The organism is Ochrobactrum sp. MYb379, from assembly GCF_037479515.1.
In the GTDB taxonomy this organism is placed as follows: domain Bacteria; phylum Pseudomonadota; class Alphaproteobacteria; order Rhizobiales; family Rhizobiaceae; genus Brucella.
On sequence record NZ_JBBGYW010000016.1, the window covers coordinates 1 to 19,046 of the forward strand.

Genomic DNA, 19,046 nt, shown 5'->3' on the forward strand with positions numbered 1-19,046 from the left:
TGTGCGCAGACATTCTGCACTCGGGTATAAATCACCGATCCAGTTCGAGATGATAAAACGTAAACTAGTGACAGAACCTCTCCATTAAATCAGGGCAAGTCCATTGCGCGAGATTGCCGAAACAGGGGTTCGACAGGTCGGAACGCCTCCGATCCCGGATCGCGAAGCTCCCTGACGCTCAGAGGTGAGGGGCAAAGCTTCAGGTAGTTGTCTGCTCGGTCTGACAACGCGGGTATTTGGGAGAGAATATCAGCAAGGGTGGCCGCCTCTTGAACGGACTGCTGGCCCGGGGGGAGCGCTTCAAGGACTGCGCGCATGGCTGAGATTGGATCGCCAACTGTCGAGATACCATCTACGAACAATCGAGCAGATCGAAATGCTAACCGCAGTAGAACTTTTTGGCCAATCGCCGATTGGCCGAGCAATGTCGCCAACTCTGCATAGGTGGCCTCGCTCCGCGCATCCTGAATGCCAATTCCAAGCTGCGTCAGGAGCTCGATCTGGGCATTTTCGTCAGCCTTAGGGTCGTCGGCCTCATCCTTACCTGGTCGAAAGTGTACCTCGCCGCGAATGTTGCCGATTGCGGCAACGAGCTGATCCAGAGGGCGAAATCGCCATGCTGCTCGAGCCCAGTCGTCAAGATTGCGTCCATGGCTCCCGCTGACACGTTCCGCGCCGGCAAGGACTTCCATCGGTTCAGCGGCTTCGAAAAGTTTCAGACCTAACCCGTCCGACCGAGTTTCCGATAGCCGGACTGACCATTGCAAAGCCAAGTCATCCGAAACGAGAAGCTCGTCGGACACAAAAAACCGTCCAGCTAACTCTGCTGGATCCGCAAGCTCAAGCAGGATCGATGTAAATTCTGTCTGTGAGAGTGCGTCGTGGCGATCTTCAAGTTCGCTTTCGATCAAAAGCAGGCGGGCGATGGCCGCGCCATTATTAGTTTCGGCTGCAGCTTTAAGCGCACGCTCTACGTCCTCGCTGATTTCCGATATGGGCCGCCCCGCTAGAAATTGTTGTCTGAAGAGTTGCTGCTGCGCACGCTCCAACAGCGCGAATGGTTCCGCAGCCTGTTCGAGATGATACAATTCTTGCCACTTCAACGCCTGCGCTGATGTCGGCTGAGCAGCGATAGTCGCCAGGCGGCGATGGAGTCCGATATTGGCCGATGGGTCGGCAATGCCGAACGCGTCAACGATGGTTTTGCCAAGAACGAATTGTCGGAAGCTGTTATGGAAGAACGCCCACCGCGAAGGCGTGAGTTGCCTGAAGAGGTGAACAGCAGTGTTCGCGAAACGCTGCACTGCTTCCATCGAAGCGAGCTGCTTGATCGTTGAAATATCGACGGCGCCACGAATACGCCCAATCAACCCGAGGACATCTCGAACCTCAGGGTCCGAACTCAGACCGTCCCAATAAGCCTCATATTCGAGGGTTGTGTCGCCACCAAAATCGAGACCTGCATCCAGCAATGCGCGAGCAGCATCATCGTCGGAGGCATTGGTAAGACGCTTCAGCAAGTAGGCAAGGGATAGCGGATGGCCGGCGCTCGCAGCAGCAATTATGTCCTCGTCGCTAAGCCGCAATCGGTTGTGCGGCAGCACCGTTCGCGCGATCTCGTATATGCTCGACCGGGAGAGCGGGGCCATCGTTATTTTTCTACCAGCTTCCTCCAATTGCGCATTAATCGGTCGCAAAGCAGCTGTCGGTGCCTTCAAACCAACCGGCTGTGTGCCCAATACGATCAGGACACCATTTGGCAAAGCGCTCGGTGCTGGGAGTTCCTCCATGAGGGAGCGCATTGGGTTTTGCTCGCGGTCGATATGGTCGAGACCGTCGACCAGGATGATTGCACGTCCGCCTGTTTTGGATGTTTCGTTACCCAGATCGCGCAGCAAAGCGGTCAGGCGCTCACGTAATCCATCCAGCGTATCAGGATAAGAATTACGGCGCCGCGCTCGTCCGAGCCCCATTGACTCCAATTGCACACAAAGATCATGGAGGAAGGAAAACGCTTCGCCTCGTCCCAGCTGTGGATCGTCGCGCACAAACGCATAATAGCGGACCAGCCTTACCCCTTTGCGATACCGCAACATATGCGTGAGGGTCGTCGACTTGCCCGATCCTGGGGGACCAACAAGTGCGAGATAACCTCGTTCAAATTGGGTAAAGGCCCTCTCAAGGGCCTGGACCGTTGGCTCGATAGGACGGTAGAGGCGTTCGTCTATTGGAAAATCATGCTTGAAGCGCAGGTCGTATCGATCGCCCCAGTTTAGCTCGCTCATGATGGTGTCGATCCGTAGTTCGACTGCGCCGCCGCCGCTTTTGGAGACCTTCGACAACAATAGCTTCGCGAGGTCCTCGACGTCGGTCCAAGAGCGAGGCTCCCAGCGCGACGGGCCAAGATCGAAGCCTAGGTCGAGTTCACAATCGGTGATGAATTCTGCGAGCTCATTTCCGCTAATACCAGATGCGCGCTCGATCTTGTCGATTTTGTTCGACCAAGCTTTATATGTGGGATCGTCAGGTGCGAACCAAGTGGCACGACCAGGAAATGCATTTTTCAAAAAGGACTGTAAATGCGCAGGGTGACCGTCATCAAGCCTTTCACTGGAAGAATCTGATGATGATGCGGCGTCGTGCGTGAGATAATGCGCGTGTACCGCCTCCTCTGGATATATGGCCTTAAGTTTTTTCCATCCATCCGCCATTAGTTGGAATGGCGCGGGATAGGGTTTGCCAGATACCCTACTTGCAGTGACAAGGTGATTAAAGGTCACGGAATGGCGGTATTCGGACCACTTGATTTGATAAGCATCAATGCGGCCAGCACGCCCTATTATAACATCGTCCAGTCGCCCTGCATCAGGATCAACCAAGCGAACCCAAACTAGTTCTTCAGCTCGAATAGCCTCGTAGACGAGTGTAGCAGCAACGAGATATTGAGCAGTGAGATTTCGAATTGCCCGGCGTTCTCCGTCAGCCGGTCGAGGGGAGATCGGGTTTCCGGAGACTTCTACCACTTGTTTATACACCTCAACGATTCGATTATATAATTCAAACACACGGTTTTAATTGGCGCTAGTATTCACGGCGCACGCGCAAGCTAGGGTTCAGAGCAAATAGTCAGACCGGAAATCGCTTTAATCTTGAAAAAGCAGATAGTCGCTCACTGTGCGATCATTAGTTCGTTCCCGCGCTGTTTCGACGGCTTTGTGGCAGAAGGAGTATCTAGATGCGTATTGAGTAATATGATCTTCCTCAACTTCTCTTCTTGCATGCACCGCCGGTCGAAAGGTCGACGTATTAAACCCTGTAAGGCAGCGGCACATTTGGAAGAATAGGTTCTTTCTCGAACGGGAAAGGAGCACGTGAGACTGGGCACTGTTTGGCCGTGCGACTGACTTACTACCTGGTATTCATGGCGGATACGATCGCGCCATTGAAGATGCAGGGATCGATATTTTCGGCGAGTACTCAAACATACTTGCGAACGAAACTGATGACCAAACTTGAGACACAGCTCAGCATAAAGCGGTCGGCTGACATGATGATCAAGATGGTTTTTGAAGAAACGGCATCAAGATCGCTAATACGAAAGTTTATTTGGAGGAAGAAGTGAGGCCGCTGCCGCAAATCACGCAATTATAAGCAAGACGCACGTACAGCAGTGACAATAAAAGAAAAAACATGTTTGGATTTGATTATGTGAACGACGATTAACCAGCACGCCGTCGCATTGACCTGTTGCGGCAATCGGTTGGTGCAATTAGAGAAACACGAGATATTCTTGACTGGCAATCAGATGATTGGATGGATGATTTTAATCGTTGATCGCAATATTCTTTCGCAAAGCCAACCCTGAAACTGATAGCGTTGTTTCATTATTAACTGTGAAGCGGCTCGTAAAGACGTGCGCCGACTTTATCTGCCGCAACCTTCAAACGCTTGTCCCGGGTCCATAGTGATGTTCGGCGTTCGAGGAGAACTGATGCCAGTAACTGAGCATAAGTATAGCCTATACCCATGCTAAAAATGCAATGCTTTTCAATCAGGGTCATGACTTCGTCATGTGTTGCGACTTGAGCTTCACGTTGCACTTTCAAGAAAGCCAAGACACTCGTCCTGTCTCGAAGACTGCCCTGCGCAAGTTCGCCGATAATCGCTGGATGACAAAGCAAAAGATCATCACCAATAATCGTGATAAGCTCATTGTCGCCGCCGCGGAAGTGGTCAATACAAATTGAAGTGTCTGCCAGTATCACTTCTCCACTGAGCTTCTACGACGAGGGGCTGCTTCAAGGTCCGGCATCGTGCCTCCAAGGGCAATCAGGCGTTTCCCAGTCTCCATTCGCACTAGTGTCTCTAGCGCTTGTCTGACTAAAGCGCCTGTCTCTTTCGTGCCGGTCAACATTCTGGCTTTTTCTAAAAGATTGTCATCAAGGTTGATGGTTGAGCGCATAATCTGACTCCCTGCGAAGGCGTCATAAATAGCACCAAATGATGCTAAATATCAGCATGCATTGGTTTATTTATTTTTGCGGTCATGATGGGTAATTCCGAACAAAAATAGTCAACAGGTTACCCCCCGAGATACGCCGGGTATTCTTGACCCTTACTGAGGATCAGAGGGGATTGATGCGTAGGGCTTGACTTGGAATCAAAAACAAAAGAACCGCCAACCGATCTGCCCCGCTTACTACTTTCGCCACTGGCGCGCGCCAGTGAGACTGTCGTTTTCCGTTTAAAATCGCAATTGCAGTCGTTAACGGAAAAAATGCACTCAATAATCCAAGTGACTCGTTGAAATGATTTGCGTTTTTCAATGGGCCCACATTTTCTTATGAGGTGCCGCCTGGCACTATCGAAGCAACTTCAGTCCGATCAATGTGATGGTCGCCCAACCAACCGTTAGCGTCAAGATGAATAGGCTCCAGTTCACACCGATATTCTCTATGCCGAAAGCCATCGCGAATGGTGCAGTGGCCGAAATGATTAGTCTGGCTGACATGATCTTGCCTTGCATGGCACCGTAGCCCTCACTGCCGAATAGTGACAACGGTAACGTTCCGGAGACAATACTGAAGAGACCGTTTCCGAAGCCAAAAAGACAGGCAAACATCATCGTCGCAATAATGGATGGAGCACCGAATAGCAGAACAATGAGGGCTAACCCCATCAATGAGGCAGAGATTACTGCCAGACTGATCGGAGCGAGGTTTTTGCCACCGAGCATGTTGATCAGGCGGCTGGTTACCTGAGAAGGTCCGAATATCGCGCCAATAAAAGCTGCAGAACCTGCAAGACCGAGCGCGCCCAACATCGGCACCATATGGACCAGAATGGCCGCCGCAACGAGGGCTTGCAACGAGAATGCTACGAGAACCAGTACGACACCTTTGCGCCTTTGATGGGCAGGAAGATCGCCTGAAGAGGCGGTTGCGACTGTTCCATTTGTTGATCGCTTCCGACCACTCTTTGCAATAGAACGCGCGAGCATAAGGTGTACCGGCACGCAGAGAAACAAATGGAGGCAAGCGAACAGCAAATAGGTCTGTTGTCAGGTGAGCCAATGCTGAAGAGTTGTTGTGATGGGCCAGAAAATTGTCGAGGCAAAGCCTGCAATCAGTGTCAGATAGGTGATACTACGCTGGGCAACATTTGGCGCTAATTGCACCAATAATGCAAAGGCTGCTCCATGTTGGACGAGGTTTGCGGCGATTTCGATGATTGTCAGCGCACCTGCAAACACCAAAGCATTTGGAGAAAACGAACACAGTATGAGAGAGACGGCGGCCAGTATCGAGCCTATCGTCATCATGCGACCTGCGCCGTAACGATCAATCCATTTGCCTAACCAGGGAGCCAGGAAGCCCCCGGCTAGCAGGGCAACCGACAGCGCTCCGAAAATCCATTCGTTGGAAACGGAGAAGTCCCGCGCCATGGAAGGCGCGAGAATGCTGAAGGAATAATATAAAGTGCCGTAACTGATATTCTGGGTCAGTCCGAGACCGACAATGGCCGCAATGGGAAGCTGTTCAGCGCTCATATTGATTTCAACGAAACACGCTTTTCAAGTTTGGCCGCTTCTTCCATGCGCTCACTATAACGGTCTGTGAGATGTTCCGAGATGCCACGCGTCAGAAGCGTAAACTTCATTATTTCTTCGATCACATCAATGACGCGATCATAGAACGACGAGGGTTTCATCCGTCCAGCGTCGTCAAATTCCTGCCATGCCTTTGCGACGGATGACTGGTTTGGAATGGTGATCATTCGCATCCAGCGCCCCAGTATGCGCATCTGATTGACAGCGTTAAAGCTCTGCGATCCGCCTGAAACCTGCATCAATGCCAGAGTTCGCCCCTGCGTCGGACGAATTGCTCCACCCGGCAAAGGAATCCAGTCGATCTGCGATTTCATGATAGCGCTCATGGCTCCATGACGTTCTGGACTGGTCCAGACTTGCCCTTCTGACCAAAGCATTGCCTCACGCAATTCCTGAACCTTCGGATGTTCCACTGAACCGTCGTCTGGCAAAGGAAGACCGTTGGCATGAAAAATACGCGTTTCAGCACCCATCGCATCGAGCAGGCGCTGCGCTTCCAGCGTTAGAAACCGACTATAGGATCGATCACGAAGTGAGCCATAGAGCAAAAGGATACGAGGCTTATGCTTTGGAAAGTCGGCGCGTAGTGCATCCAGGTTGGGCAATGCGAATGAATTCTGATCGAGGTTCGGCAGATCCATTTCAGCGGGACTTTCTTTCATATATAATGACTTCTCCGTCCTCTTTGGTGAATGATGACACCGGGTTTTCCAGAATGTCGAGAACCAGTTCTGACGGACGGCACAGTCTGGTGCCAAGCGGCGTTTCCACTATTGGACGATTGATCAGGATAGGATGCGCCATCATGAAGTCGACCAGTTCATCATTGGTCCATTTAGGATCGGACAATCCCAACTCGGCATATGGTGTGCCTTTCTCGCGAAGGAGCTGACGGGGTGTCATCTGCATTGCTTGAAGCAATTCGACTAGTCGTTCTCGCGAAGGCGGTTTTTTTACATATTCAATGACGACAGGCTCTTCGTCGCTGGCACGGATCAAGGCCAATGTGTTGCGAGACGTGCCACAGCTCGGATTGTGATAGATCGTAACTGACATCAGAGTTTTCCTGTTTCGGTGACTGGCTATTGATTGGCACCGCGTTCGTACCAGCCCTTGGAGCGGTTGACGATCCAGACAACGGAAAGCATGACAGGCACTTCAACAAGAACGCCAACTACCGTTGCAAGTGCTGCGCCAGATGAAAAGCCGAAAAGGCTGATCGCGGCTGCTACTGCCAGCTCGAAGAAGTTTGAAGCACCAATCAAAGCTGAGGGACCGGCGACGCAATGTTGCTCGCCTGAAATTCGATTCAACAGATAAGCGAGGCCAGAGTTGAAATAGACCTGGATAAGGATCGGGACGGCCAGCATCGCAATGATCACGGGCTGTTCGATGATCTGCTCTCCTTGAAACCCGAATAGCAGAACAAGTGTCGCCAGGAGCGCAATCAGAGACAGCGGCTGTAGTGTCTTCAGCATTGCGTCGAACGCTCGTTGTCCACCACTGGCGAGAATGCTTCTGCGCAGGATTTGCGCGATAATCACCGGCATGACGATATAGAGGACAACCGACAGAATGAGCGTGTCCCACGGGACAGTAATTGCCGACAGTCCGAGCAGTAGCCCGACGATAGGGGCAAATGCCACAACCATGATCGCGTCGTTCAAGGCGACCTGCGACAGCGTAAAATGCGGCTCGCCCTTGATCAGGTTGGACCAGACGAACACCATTGCTGTGCAAGGGGCGGCCGCCAGAATAATCAGACCAGCAATGTAGGGATCGATCTGGTCTGTAGGCAGATAAGGGCGAAACAGCCAGCCGATAAATAGCCAACCGAGAAGTGCCATAGAGAATGGTTTGACGGCCCAGTTTATGAAGAGCGTGACGCCGATGCCACGCCAGTGCTCAGCGACCTGTCTCAATGCACTGAAATCGATCTTTAGCAACATGGGGATGATCATGAGCCAGATAAGAATGGCGACTGGAATATTCACCCTGGCGACTTCAGCAGATCCGATTGCATGGAATACTGTCGGAAAGAAATGGCCCAGAGCTACGCCAGCGACAATGCAAAGAGCCACCCAGACAGTCAGATATCGTTCGAATGTGGACATCAGTTATTCTCCACATTTGTCTGTGTGCTACCTTCCATGGTGCCGATTCCTTTCAGATGATTTTGAAGCGCCATGCGGTCTACCGTGGTATGGGGAAGGCTCAGGAATGCTGATATCCGGTTCTTCAGAAAACGGGCCGCCTGTGCAAAGGCGCGCAGCTTTTCTGCGTCGTTTCCTTCAACAGCGGCAGGGTCCTCAATGCCCCAGTGGGCTGTCATAGGATGGCCAATCCAGACAGGGCAGGCTTCTCCGGCAGCGTTGTCACAGACCGTGAAAATGAAATCCATCTGAGGGGCGTCGGTACCTGAAAACACGTCCCAGCTTTTTGAGTTCAGATTCTCGGTGGAATAGCCGAGAGCGTCCAGTTCCTTGATTGGGAGAGGATGAACGTCGCCTTTTGGCCGACTACCAGCCGAATAGGCGTGAAAACGTCCTTCGCCATCCTTGTTCAGAATTGCCTCGCCCAAAATTGAGCGTGCGGAATTGCCCGTGCACAAAAAGAGCACGTTGTAGATCCGGTCTTTCATTTTATCAGTCCGTTTATGGAAGACCGAATTCAGCGGCCTTGTGTTACTGGGTGAGCGCTTTCGGTTCGCAACAGGGTGTCAGACTTTTTATAAGAGGTGCGCAGAGCTCGGCACTACCGCCACAGCAGTCCTTGATCATGAAAAGGGTCAGTTCTCGAAACCGGTCGAGATCAGCGCGATAGATGATCGAGCGGCTCTGACGTTCGCCATTCACGAGTCCAGCACGAGACAATGTCGCCAGATGCGCAGACATTGTATTCTGTGGCACATCCAGCATACGCGCCAGTTCACCGGCAGGAATACCGTCTGGTTCGTGTTTCACAAGTAGGCGAAATGTATCGAGCCTTGTCGATTGGGCGAGGGCGGCCAGCGCCGTAATTGCAGCTTCATTTTCCATATATCTAGAATAACGGATATAAAGGGCTTGTCAATCAAAGATCTGGATGCTCAGCGGCATTTGGGTGCTTTCTGAAATTGGGCATTGCAGTTCCGTGGAACAGTCGCTCAAACCCATCTTCACCCAGGCTCTGGAAACAATGCGCACGAGCTGCTGTTGATAAACTCGATAATGACGAAGACGAATGTTGTTTAAGGCGAGCCGGCAGTTTTTGTAGGGAAAGTAGCAACTTGCCGAAATAGTCCGTGCTTTCTCGTGCCTTTAGTTGCGCATCGATCAAAGCGTCCAGCCAACGTGCTGCGGTATGAGACGCTTCTGAGCGAGGAGCGAAATTCCGCGCAGACAAGTGGGGCATCTATCACGCAGACGTTTTCTATGGAGAAAACATGAAATGCGTGTTGCAAGTCGCCATTCAGTGCGAAAATAGGGATCAATATCGTTTGCGAGGCAATCCGGACAAAACTGTAGCCAGGTGAAAATTTTGGGTCGACATTTGCTGACAGACAGATTTCGTCCATGTGCACCCGTTCATATTCTGGTGTACAATGACGTCCTTTAGCCAATGTTGGGTGAGGTTCTCAACGCCCGAAGCGCATTGAGGATGACAGCGACGTCAATCAGCTCCTGGAGCAATGCACCGTGAACAGGTTTTAGATAACCGAACGCTGCTGCGATCATGGCAATTACAGAGAGACCAATCCCCACCACAACACTTTCGACAGCAATGCGCCTTGATTGCTTGGCAATTTCTATCCCGGCGCGAAGTCTGTCTATTCTATCTACGAGAAGAACGACATCGGCCGCTTCTGCCGAGGCTGCCGCTCCCCTCGCACCCATGGCAACGCCAACATCAGCCGCTGCAAGTGCGGGCGCGTCGTTGACCCCGTCTCCGACCATCATCACGGGGCCGTTCTTACGCTCGCTGAGCACGGTCAGCACCTTTTGATCGGGTGAAAGTTCGGAGTAGATGGCATCAAGCCCCAAACCCTTGGCGATGCGTTTGGCCACTGCAGCACGATCACCTGTCGCCAGCACTATTCGCTTTACGCCGTCCTTGCGTATACCGCGTAACGTATCGATCACATCGGCTCGCAAGGGATCGGCCATAATGATATAGCCCGCAAGCCTGCCGTCTATTGCGACTGCAACCAGGACTGCGCCAGCTTCAGCATTGGGGATTTCGATAAGCTTTGCGTTGGCTTGTCTCTCAACGAAGCTGTGTCCGCCGACAATGACGCTTTTGCCATCGACGAAGCCAGTCACACCATCCCCGGCCAGTTCGCTCACGTCGGTCGGTATTACAATCTCTATACCCCGTTCCTGAGCGGCCACCACGAGAGCCTGTGCCATTGGGTGTTTGGACACCTGGTCAAGGGAGGCGGCGAAACGCAGTAGGTCATTTTCACTCAATCCTGGCTGCGCGTTGATTGAAGTAATTTGTGGGCGGCCATCTGTCAGTGTTCCAGTCTTGTCCAGCACCAACGTGTTGATACGAGCCATGTTCTCCAATGGACGAGCACCCTTTACCAGCACGCCGAAATGAGCGGAACGCGACAGTCCCGCAACAAGGGCGACGGGCACGGCCAGGATGAGAGGACATGGTGTCGCCACGACGAGAACGGCGACCGACCTTATCGGGTCTCCCGTGAACCACCATGCTCCGAAGGCGATTATGACGGTCACGATCAGAAAGCCGACAGACCACTGGTCTGCCAGTCTGGACATTGGAGCCTTGGAATGCTGTGCCTCTTCCACGAGGCGAACGATGCCAGCGTAGGTGCTATCCTTCGCTTCGTGCTTGGCAACGATATCGAAAGCATCGCCGGCATTCATTGAACCGCTTAGCACATCTGCTCCCGACGCAAGCGAAATCGGAAGTGACTCTCCCGTCAAAGCAGACATGTTTACGAAAGCTTTTACGGAAGTGATACTTCCGTCGACGGGGATGACATCTCCCTGACGGATTAGAAGGCGGTCACCGGGACGAATAGTTTCAACGGCAATCTCGTCGAGATGGTCATCGACATATCGCATTGTCGTTCGCGGTGCGCGGGACAGCAAAGCATGCATCTCACGGCGTGCTCGTCCCTCGGCAAAGCTCTCAAGAAAGGCTCCGCCAGTATACATGAGGGCGACAATCGAAGCCGCCAGCATTTCCCCAAATGCCAGTGCGGCCGACATAGACATCGCGGCGACGATATCCAGCCCAAACTCCTTTCGGCATAAACTCCGGAGAATCTCGACGAGCAAAGATGCCAGCACAGGCAAAGTGGCAATTGCCCAGATTATCCGTGCTCCCGAGGAGTAGCCGGAAAAGTGCAAGCCGAGCCCCATCACAAGTCCGCACAAGGCAAAAATCAGCAGGATTGTTTTTGATCGATCTTCAATCGAGAACCGCATCTTCATAGTCTCCCCGACCTATAGGAATGAGCAAATTATAGAGCCCTGCCTCTGACCGACTACAGTAATTCTTCTTTTCATATGTATTCCCTATAAACTCAGATCGACGGTCAGACCGCTGTGCCGACTAGGGCCCCAATACTAGCCGTGATTGCCATCGCCAACGCCCCCCAAAAGGTGACGCGAACGGTTGCCTTAAGCATATTAGCTCCTCCCGCCTTGGCGCCGATTGCGCCTAGAAACGCAAGAAACAGCAAGGAAGAGATAGCAACCGCGTAAAGCAAGATCGAGGGAGGCGCGATGACAGCCATCAGCAAGGGTAGGGCGGCCCCGATCGAGAACGTGGCCGCTGAGGTCAGCGCTGCTTGCACAGGCCGTGCTTCCATGTGTTCGACGATTCCCAGTTCGTCACGGGCATGAGCTGCCAGAGCATTGTGTGAGGTCAGCTGTATTGCCACCTGCCGCGCCAGTTCCGGAGTTAGGCCGCGATCAATATAGGCTTGCATCAATTCATCGAGCTCTGCTTCGGGCTGAGTTTCGAGTTCCTTGCGCTCTCTGGCAAGATCTGCCAACTCCGTATCGGATTGAGAGCTGACAGAAACATACTCACCCGCCGCCATGGACATCGCGCCTGCAACAAGGCCTGCGATGCCAGCGATCAATATCTGCGTCGTTCCCGTTGAAGCAGATGCGACGCCCATAATGAGGCTCGCCGTTGAGACAATACCATCATTGGCGCCGAGTACCGCTGCGCGAAGCCAACCGATCCGCGATACGAGGTGGTTTTCTGTATGCAATCGGCTCATTGAGGTACCTCCGGGCATTGGATGCATATCATCATACCTTCATCGAGACCCTTTTCCAGTGGCCTGATAGTTTGAAGTTATCGAATTGTTCCCCCACGATCGGGCTTTTGCCGTTTTCGTTAGAGCTCCTGCGCGGATTTTAAAAATCTGCGTTTTCGAGGGAGGCTTGAAAACGTTAACATTATACATTATAGTATATTATATAATGTTACGTTGGAGGCATAAATGCCCGTCACCAGAATATCTGAGAAGCTGTCGGTATCTTCGCAGCCAAGCGCGCAAGAACTCAGTGTACTCGATCGAAGCGGCTTCAAAACGCTGATCAACAACCGCCCCGATAACGAAAGCGCAGACCAGCCGGGAAACGAAGCGGAATGCGATGCAGCCCACCAATGCGATCTCTCTTATGCGTATATTCCGGTCACAATGAATACGATCACTGAAGCTGATGTGCGTGCGTTTCAGGCGGTGGTCAGAAAATCGGACGGTCCCGTGCTTGCTCATTGCAAGACTGGTACGCGCTCACTCAGCCTTCATCTAATCGGCGAGGTATTGGACGGGCGCATGTCTGTCGACGACATTGTACACTTCGGACATCAGCTCGACTTTGATACCAGTGTCGCTGCAGCATGGCTCAAGCGCTTCGCTGACCGTCGCCCGCGGGTAAAAGGCTTTTTTGATAAGCGAACCTGGAGTGTCCAATATGTTGTGTCCGATCCGACAACAAGAATGTGCGCAATTGTAGATCCCGTTCTCGACTTTGATGAAAAGTCGGGGGCCACGGGGACGATCAATGCAGACGCAATTCTCGATTACGTCCGCAATAGTGGCCTGACGGTCGAATGGATTCTCGACACTCATCCACACGCCGACCATTTTTCCGCAGCTCAATACCTGAAGGAGAGAACCGGCGCAAAAACTGCGATAGGCGAGCATGTAATCGACGTCCAGAAGTTATGGAATGAGATATATAACTGGCCCGAACTTGCCACAGACGGCTCGCAATGGGATCGGCTGTTTGCCGATGGTGAGATGTTCAAGGTTGGTTCCATGGATGCCAGAGTTATGTTCGCGCCGGGGCATACCCTCGCCTCAATCACTTACGTGGTCGGCGACGCGGCTTTTGTCCATGACACAATTTTTATGCCCGACAGCGGTACGGCGCGCGCGGATTTTCCCGGCGGCGATGCGAGAGCACTATGGCAGTCGATCCAGAATATCCTCGCACTTCCCGATGAGACGCGGATATTCACCGGACATGACTACCAGCCGGGCGGTCGTGCACCGCGTTGGGAAAGCACCGTGGCTGATCAAAAGAAGTACAATCCGCACCTAGCGGGCGTATCGGAAGAGGCCTTTGTCGCCTTACGGACCAAGCGCGACGGAACGCTGCCAATGCCAAAGCTCATCCTGCATGCGTTGCAAGTGAACATACGTGGTGGACGTCTGCCTGAGCCGGAAGCCAACGGTAAGCGTTATCTGAAGTTTCCACTGGACGCGTTGGAAGGGGCTGTATGGGAATGATCGTGGACAGGTTGGCAATGATGAAAGCGGGGTTATCTTCTGCAGAACTATCTTTGCGCGCGGGCGAAGTGGCAGACCTGCTCAAGACACTGTCTCATCCAGCGCGTCTGATGATCGTCTGCAGCCTTGTGGAAAGCGAGTATTCCGTTGGGGAGCTGGAAGAAAAAATCGAGGTTCATCAACCGCACCTGTCGCAGCACCTAACTGTGTTGCGCAACTCCGGGATAGTCGAGACGCGACGGGATGGAAAAAAGATTTTCTATCGGCTCACAGAAGACAAGGCAGCGCAACTGGTCGCCTCGCTTTATGACATCTTTTGCGTGGAGGGCGTAGATTGATCACTTATCTATCCTCACTTATCGGCGGGATGTTAATCGGTATTTCAGCAGCGATGCTGCTGATCCTTAACGGCAGGATTGCTGGAGTAAGCGGAATCGTCGGGCGACTTTTACAGAGAAGCGCGTCGTTAACAAACCTTGCGTTCGTCGTGGGACTGGTAATCGGGCCAATTATTTATCTGACCGCTTTCGGCACCTGGCCCACTGTGCAAATTACTACCGGGTGGCCACTGATCATCGTCGCCGGACTTCTTGTCGGCTTCGGTTCGCGCATGGGGTCTGGCTGCACGAGCGGGCACGGTGTGTTGGGGCTGGCTCGTCTGTCACCGCGATCAATTGCAGCGGTTGCTACCTTTCTGGGAACAGGAATGATTGCTGTTTCTGTGCTGCGAGGTCTGGGGCTATGAACCTAAAGTTTTATCAATTCTGCAGCGCTCTTGCCTCCGGTGCCATTTTCGGTTTTGGACTGTCTATGTCTGGAATGCTCAATCCCGTTCGTGTACAAGGCTTTCTCGACATTTTCGGCGCTTGGGACCCAAGTCTTGCCTTTGTTCTCGGTGGCGCGGTTAGCGTCGCCTTCGTTGGTGTTCAAATAACGAAGCGGATTCAGCATCCTACATTCGACGACAGTTTTCATGTACCAACGCGTCGAGGGATCGATGCCCCTCTAATCAGTGGCTCGGCACTGTTCGGTCTGGGATGGGGTATTGGCGGCTTCTGTCCCGGTCCCGCTATCGCGTCATTGTCGATGGGGCTGCCTCAAACTGTACTCTTCGTCATTGCCATGCTGGTCGGGATGATCGTGCACGACAGAATCTGGAGCAGACAGAGTTGAGCAATTCTATCTTTTTGGCAATAGGTTCTGGCGGTATTGTCGGCTTTATGCTGGGATTGCTCGGCGGCGGCTCCATCTTGCGACACCGTTGCTCCTGTATGTTGTCGGTGTGAGCCGGCCCCATGTCGCCATCGCTACGGGTGCACTTGCGGTTTCGTTCAACGCGTTCGCGAATTTTACGAGCCATGCCTTGAAGGGGCACGTCTGGTGGCGCTGTGGCGCTGTCTGCTCAGCACTAGGCGTTATCGGGGCACTTATCGGTTCCAGTCTTGGAAAAGCTTGAGACGGTGATCGTCTCATCTTTCTGTTCGGCATCCTCATGATCGTCATTGGGCTGTTCATGTTGAAGCCCAAAAAGAGATTGGACGTCGAGTGCCGCCCGATCGATTTAAGAATGTGTCTCGTTACAGCAGCTATAGCTCTTGCTTCTGGCGCAGCATGCGGATTCTTCGTTATCGGCGGGGGTTTCCTGATTGTGCTCGGTTTGATGTTGGCAACAGGTATGCCGATGATCAACGCAATCGGCACGTCCCTTCTCTCCGTGGGGGCCTTCGGACTGGCCACGGCTTTGAACTATGCCAGTTCCGGTCTAATCGACTGGTGGCTTGCAGCTGCGTTTATCGGAGGTGGCATCATAGGAGGGGTATTCGGAATGATGGTCGCCACGCGATTGAGTGCATACATGAACGCCTTCAATAGCATATTCGCAGGGATCATCTTCATCGTGGCGGCATATATCCTGTATCGCAACGGAGCCAGTTTCGACGAACCGTATGGCAATTCTCGAAGGTTGGCGAAAAAACAGGGACTCTTTTGCGGCCAGCGCCATCACTTTTAAATGAAAATGAACAAATAACTCTAATCCCGGAGCCGCCGTGCTAGTCGTTGAAAGCCGTTTCGCGACTACCTAACAACGAGCACTGATGTTTTCGCTTGCGTAATGATTTCATTGGTTTGGCTGCCCAGAACGAGGCGTTGTACTCCCGAATAACCGTGAGTTGCAACCACAATTAGGTCACAGCGGAGCGAGTCAGCTGCCGTGCTTATTGCATCCGATGGAATGGGATTTATAAGGTGCACAACATCGGTTTCAACCTGTAGGTCGTTTGCCAAGTCCTTTGCGTGACCCAGAACCTTGGAGGCAAATTTTTCCCAGCTTTGATTATATCTAACGACAATATCGTCATCATCAAGCATACCTCCAAATATGCCTGAATTGCTATATGGTGCTGTTACAGTTACAATAGTTACCCTGCATCGCAGGAATTGGGCCAATGAGAGCCCTTGGCCAACACATCGTTCTGCAAGTTCGGAACCATCCGTCGCAATAAGAATATGCTTGAACATTCTGATCTCCTTTAAGAGCGTATGCTTGGCCAGCATCCGTTCAGTGAAGAATTGCTTGAAGCCAATATAATAGATGCATTCAACGCTTTTCAACTCTATCAACCTGATAGGTTTTATTTTTGCCGTGTACGTTTATTCCAACATACTCGCCGATGCCGAAACAGCTCCAGCGCAATTTGTCTCCCTTCTTAAGGGGCCAGAGGATTCAATCATTCGATACTGTTTTCGTGGGCCGTTTTGAGGTTTCCTGGTTCATCTGGTGTAAGGCCATTTCCAATCCCTAATTTCCGGCATGTCCTCGCCATGCTCGCAAACGTATTTCTTATGCAATGTCAGTTTTTCCTGGAATTCGGCAATCAGAGGTAGCGCTACCTCGTTATTTAATGGCAGACGTCTTATCGCCTCAATCGCCAGATGAAAGCGGTCCAGTTCGTTGAGAACCGCCATATCGAAAGGCGTTGTCGTTGTCCCCTTTTCGATGAAGCCTCGCACGTGGAAGTTAGGGTGGTTGGCGCGCTTATAAATGAGCCTGTGTATGAGATAAGGATAGCCGTGGTATGCGAAGATGACCGGACGGTGGGTTGTGAAAATCTGGTCAAACTCTTCGTCAGAAATACCATGCGAATGATGCTGCGGTGACTGTAAAACCATCAGGTCCACGACATTGACGACGCGGATGCGCAGATGCGGCAGAGACTGACGCAGTAGATCAACAGCAGCAAGGGTTTCCATTGTCGGGACATCACCCGCGCAAGCCATCAGAATGTCTGGTTCCAGACCGTCTTCTGTCCCGGCCCAATCCCATATGCCCAGACCCGCTTCGCAATGGCGTATGGCGTCCTCCATTGCGAGCCATTGTAGTTCTGGCTGCTTCCCCGCCACTATCACGTTCACTCGGTTCCAGGTTTTCAGGCAATGATCGCCAACCCACAGCAACGTGTTGGCGTCCGGAGGAAAATAAACTCGAACCACGTCTGCGCTTTTGTTTGTTACGAGATCAACAAAACCTGGGTCCTGATGGGAAAAACCGTTATGATCCTGACGCCACACATGAGACGTCAGGAGATAATTGAGTGATGAGACGGGTTTTCGCCACTCCAATTTTTGCGCAACCTGCAACCATTTCGCATGTTGATTGAACATCGCAACAACGATGTGGATGAAAGCCTCATAGCAAGAGAAGAACCCGTGCCTCCCGGTCAGCAAATAGCCTTCGAGCCAACCTTGGCACAAGTTCTCGCTTAATACTTCCAATACCCGCCCGTCGGACGACAGATGATCGTCTGTATCAAGCTTTTCAGCCATCCATACACGGTCGCTAACGTCAAAAATAGCGCTGAGGCGGTTGGAAGCTGTTTCATCTGGGCCAAATATGCGAAAGTTCTTTTCATGCTCGTTCAGCTTTAAAACGTCGCGGAGATATTCACCAAGAATCTTGGTCGATTGTGCCTCGATCATGCCAGGTTGATTCACAGACACAGCATAATCTCGGATATCGGGTGTGTGAAGTTCGGTGCGCAGCAATCCTCCATTGGCATGTGGATTGGCAGCCATACGTAACTTGCCCTTTGGAGCGAGCTCACGCAATTCGGGCTTCAATGAACCGTTCTCGTCAAATAGATCCTCCGGAACGTAGCTTTTCAGCCAGTCTTCGAGGATTTGTCTGTGTCCATCGTTTTCCCGGCAGTTAGCAACAGGCACCTGATGCGAGCGCCAGTAATTCTCTACAATTTGACCGTCGACTGTTTTGGGGCCCGTCCAGCCCTTCGGGCTTCGCAAGATGATCATGGGCCAGAACGGACGTTCTGGTGACTTTACATCGGCATTCTTCTTGATCGTAGCAATACGTTCGAAGACAGCGTCAAGTGTTTGCGCCATTTTCTGATGCATAGCTTCCGGCTCGCTGCCCTCGACGAAGAACGGTTCGTAGCCATAACCGATGAACAAGTTCGTCAGGTCATTATCTGCTAGCCTCGCGAGTATAGTGGGGTTAGCTATTTTGTAGCCATTGAGGTGCAGGATCGGCAGGACTGCGCCATCGCGCGAGGGATTGAGAAACTTGTTTGAATGCCATGAAGCAGCAAGCGTTGCTGTTTCTGCTTCGCCATCGCCTACGACACAAGCAACCACCAGATTTGGGTTGTCGAAAGCGGCTCCATAGGCATGCACGAGGGAGTATCCAAGTTCTCCGCCTTCATGAATTGAACCCGGTGTTTCAGGCGCGACGTGGCTTGGTATGCCGCCAGGAAATGAAAACTGGCGAAATAACTTGCCCATGCCTGCTTCGTCCTGACTTATCGCGGGATATATCTCCGAGTACACGCCTTCGAGATAGGTGTTCGCCACAATGCCCGGACCGCCGTGACCGGGGCCGCATATGTAGATTACATTGGCAGCCTGTTGCTTGATAATGCGATTAAGATGAGCATAAATGAAATTGAGGCCAGGTGTTGTACCCCAATGGCCGAGCAATCTGGGCTTAATATGTTCCGGTTCAAGCGGTTTGCGCAGGAGCGGGTTCTCCATCAGGTAGATCTGCCCTACCGATAGATAGTTGGCCGCGCGCCAATACCGGTCAATTAGCGAAAGCTGCGTGGAGTTAAGAGGGCCTTGAGGTGATGTACGACTCATGCTTTGTCTCCTTCACGA

The 19,046-nt window shown here is 52.2% G+C and carries 19 protein-coding genes and 1 pseudogene; 5 read left to right on the forward strand and 15 right to left on the reverse strand.

What is annotated here, in order from left to right; genetic code table 11:
• Positions 1–89: 89 nt before the first annotated feature.
• The 13 genes from WH356_RS20080 to WH356_RS20140 form a co-directional block, all read right to left on the reverse strand.
• On the reverse strand, positions 90–3,023 hold the full coding sequence (locus WH356_RS20080; protein ID WP_339513999.1) for an ATP-binding protein: 2,934 nt from the start codon (positions 3,021–3,023) through the stop codon (positions 90–92).
• An 864-nt stretch (positions 3,024–3,887) separates the two neighbouring features.
• A complete protein-coding gene (locus WH356_RS20085) occupies positions 3,888–4,265 on the reverse strand; it encodes a type II toxin-antitoxin system VapC family toxin (protein WP_339514001.1) in 378 nt (125 codons plus the stop codon).
• The gene (locus WH356_RS20090; protein WP_339514003.1) at positions 4,262–4,462 is read right to left on the reverse strand and encodes a type II toxin-antitoxin system VapB family antitoxin; all 201 of its coding nucleotides are present in this window, start codon (positions 4,460–4,462) and stop codon (positions 4,262–4,264) included. Before WH356_RS20090 ends, WH356_RS20085 begins: the two co-directional genes overlap by 4 nt.
• Positions 4,463–4,861: 399 nt before the next feature.
• A complete protein-coding gene (locus tag WH356_RS20095) occupies positions 4,862–5,500 on the reverse strand; it encodes a hypothetical protein (protein WP_339514005.1) in 639 nt (212 codons plus the stop codon).
• A 60-nt stretch (positions 5,501–5,560) separates the two neighbouring features.
• Positions 5,561–6,049: an MFS transporter gene (locus tag WH356_RS20100; protein WP_339514007.1), complete on the reverse strand. Its 489-nt coding sequence runs from the start codon at positions 6,047–6,049 to the stop codon at positions 5,561–5,563.
• Entirely contained in the window at positions 6,046–6,771 is a 726-nt protein-coding gene (arsH, locus tag WH356_RS20105) for an arsenical resistance protein ArsH (RefSeq protein ID WP_339514009.1), read from the reverse strand. The genes WH356_RS20100 and arsH overlap by 4 nt, the downstream gene beginning before the upstream one ends.
• Complete coding sequence (gene arsC / locus WH356_RS20110; protein ID WP_339514011.1) at positions 6,752–7,165, reverse strand: arsenate reductase (glutaredoxin); 414 nt, start codon at positions 7,163–7,165, stop codon at positions 6,752–6,754. Before arsC ends, arsH begins: the two co-directional genes overlap by 20 nt.
• A gap of 26 nt (positions 7,166–7,191) precedes the next feature.
• The gene (gene arsB / locus WH356_RS20115) at positions 7,192–8,223 is read right to left on the reverse strand and encodes an ACR3 family arsenite efflux transporter (RefSeq protein ID WP_339514013.1); all 1,032 of its coding nucleotides are present in this window, start codon (positions 8,221–8,223) and stop codon (positions 7,192–7,194) included.
• A complete protein-coding gene (locus WH356_RS20120) occupies positions 8,223–8,750 on the reverse strand; it encodes an arsenate reductase ArsC (protein ID WP_339514015.1) in 528 nt (175 codons plus the stop codon). Before WH356_RS20120 ends, arsB begins: the two co-directional genes overlap by 1 nt.
• A 43-nt stretch (positions 8,751–8,793) precedes the next feature.
• Positions 8,794–9,147, reverse strand: a complete 354-nt coding sequence (locus tag WH356_RS20125; protein ID WP_024899212.1) for an ArsR/SmtB family transcription factor — start codon at positions 9,145–9,147, stop codon at positions 8,794–8,796.
• Positions 9,148–9,423: 276 nt separating this feature from the next.
• Complete coding sequence (locus WH356_RS20130; protein WP_084486914.1) at positions 9,424–9,654, reverse strand: TniQ family protein; 231 nt, start codon at positions 9,652–9,654, stop codon at positions 9,424–9,426.
• 48 nt (positions 9,655–9,702) lie between these two features.
• Positions 9,703–11,547, reverse strand: a complete 1,845-nt coding sequence (locus WH356_RS20135) for a heavy metal translocating P-type ATPase (protein ID WP_339514139.1) — start codon at positions 11,545–11,547, stop codon at positions 9,703–9,705.
• Positions 11,548–11,657: 110 nt separating this feature from the next.
• On the reverse strand, positions 11,658–12,353 hold the full coding sequence (locus WH356_RS20140; protein WP_339514018.1) for a VIT1/CCC1 transporter family protein: 696 nt from the start codon (positions 12,351–12,353) through the stop codon (positions 11,658–11,660).
• A 225-nt stretch (positions 12,354–12,578) separates the two neighbouring features.
• Between WH356_RS20140 and blh the strand changes: the two genes are divergently transcribed.
• The 5 genes and pseudogenes from blh to WH356_RS20165 all read left to right on the forward strand — a co-directional run bounded on the left by blh (position 12,579) and on the right by WH356_RS20165 (position 15,888).
• Positions 12,579–13,877 (forward strand): bifunctional sulfur transferase/dioxygenase Blh, encoded by a 1,299-nt coding sequence (gene blh, locus WH356_RS20145; RefSeq protein WP_339514020.1) that lies wholly within the window; start codon positions 12,579–12,581, stop codon positions 13,875–13,877.
• Entirely contained in the window at positions 13,868–14,215 is a 348-nt protein-coding gene (bigR, locus tag WH356_RS20150) for a sulfite-sensing transcriptional repressor BigR (protein ID WP_339514022.1), read from the forward strand. The genes blh and bigR overlap by 10 nt, the downstream gene beginning before the upstream one ends.
• Positions 14,212–14,622 (forward strand): YeeE/YedE family protein, encoded by a 411-nt coding sequence (locus tag WH356_RS20155; RefSeq protein ID WP_339514024.1) that lies wholly within the window; start codon positions 14,212–14,214, stop codon positions 14,620–14,622. Before bigR ends, WH356_RS20155 begins: the two co-directional genes overlap by 4 nt.
• The gene (locus WH356_RS20160; protein ID WP_339514026.1) at positions 14,619–15,050 is read left to right on the forward strand and encodes a YeeE/YedE family protein; all 432 of its coding nucleotides are present in this window, start codon (positions 14,619–14,621) and stop codon (positions 15,048–15,050) included. The genes WH356_RS20155 and WH356_RS20160 overlap by 4 nt, the downstream gene beginning before the upstream one ends.
• 47 nt (positions 15,051–15,097) lie before the next feature.
• Positions 15,098–15,888 (forward strand): annotated as a pseudogene (locus tag WH356_RS20165) (sulfite exporter TauE/SafE family protein).
• A gap of 65 nt (positions 15,889–15,953) precedes the next feature.
• Here the strand turns inward: WH356_RS20165 and WH356_RS20170 are convergent.
• Positions 15,954–16,397, reverse strand: coding sequence for a universal stress protein (locus WH356_RS20170; RefSeq protein ID WP_339514028.1), 444 nt, complete (start codon positions 16,395–16,397; stop codon positions 15,954–15,956).
• A gap of 252 nt (positions 16,398–16,649) precedes the next feature.
• Positions 16,650–19,028, reverse strand: a complete 2,379-nt coding sequence (locus WH356_RS20175) for a phosphoketolase family protein (protein ID WP_339514030.1) — start codon at positions 19,026–19,028, stop codon at positions 16,650–16,652.
• Positions 19,029–19,046 lie beyond the last annotated feature (18 nt).

Excerpts from the sequence above, each read along its gene's own strand:
- WH356_RS20090 (WP_339514003.1), bottom strand. The coding sequence starts at position 4,462 with ATGCGCTCAACCATCAACCTTGATGACAATCTTTTAGAAAAAGCCAGA.
- WH356_RS20095 (WP_339514005.1), bottom strand. The coding sequence starts at position 5,500 with ATGCTCGCGCGTTCTATTGCAAAGAGTGGTCGGAAGCGATCAACAAAT.
- WH356_RS20100 (WP_339514007.1), bottom strand. The coding sequence starts at position 6,049 with ATGAGCGCTGAACAGCTTCCCATTGCGGCCATTGTCGGTCTCGGACTG.
- arsH (WP_339514009.1), bottom strand. The coding sequence starts at position 6,771 with ATGAAAGAAAGTCCCGCTGAAATGGATCTGCCGAACCTCGATCAGAAT.
- arsC (WP_339514011.1), bottom strand. The coding sequence starts at position 7,165 with ATGTCAGTTACGATCTATCACAATCCGAGCTGTGGCACGTCTCGCAAC.
- arsB (WP_339514013.1), bottom strand. The coding sequence starts at position 8,223 with ATGTCCACATTCGAACGATATCTGACTGTCTGGGTGGCTCTTTGCATT.
- WH356_RS20120 (WP_339514015.1), bottom strand. The coding sequence starts at position 8,750 with ATGAAAGACCGGATCTACAACGTGCTCTTTTTGTGCACGGGCAATTCC.
- WH356_RS20125 (WP_024899212.1), bottom strand. The coding sequence starts at position 9,147 with ATGGAAAATGAAGCTGCAATTACGGCGCTGGCCGCCCTCGCCCAATCG.
- WH356_RS20135 (WP_339514139.1), bottom strand. The coding sequence starts at position 11,547 with ATGCGGTTCTCGATTGAAGATCGATCAAAAACAATCCTGCTGATTTTT.
- WH356_RS20140 (WP_339514018.1), bottom strand. The coding sequence starts at position 12,353 with ATGAGCCGATTGCATACAGAAAACCACCTCGTATCGCGGATCGGTTGG.
- blh (WP_339514020.1), top strand. The coding sequence starts at position 12,579 with ATGCCCGTCACCAGAATATCTGAGAAGCTGTCGGTATCTTCGCAGCCA.
- bigR (WP_339514022.1), top strand. The coding sequence starts at position 13,868 with ATGGGAATGATCGTGGACAGGTTGGCAATGATGAAAGCGGGGTTATCT.
- WH356_RS20160 (WP_339514026.1), top strand. The coding sequence starts at position 14,619 with ATGAACCTAAAGTTTTATCAATTCTGCAGCGCTCTTGCCTCCGGTGCC.
- WH356_RS20170 (WP_339514028.1), bottom strand. The coding sequence starts at position 16,397 with ATGTTCAAGCATATTCTTATTGCGACGGATGGTTCCGAACTTGCAGAA.
- WH356_RS20175 (WP_339514030.1), bottom strand. The coding sequence starts at position 19,028 with ATGAGTCGTACATCACCTCAAGGCCCTCTTAACTCCACGCAGCTTTCG.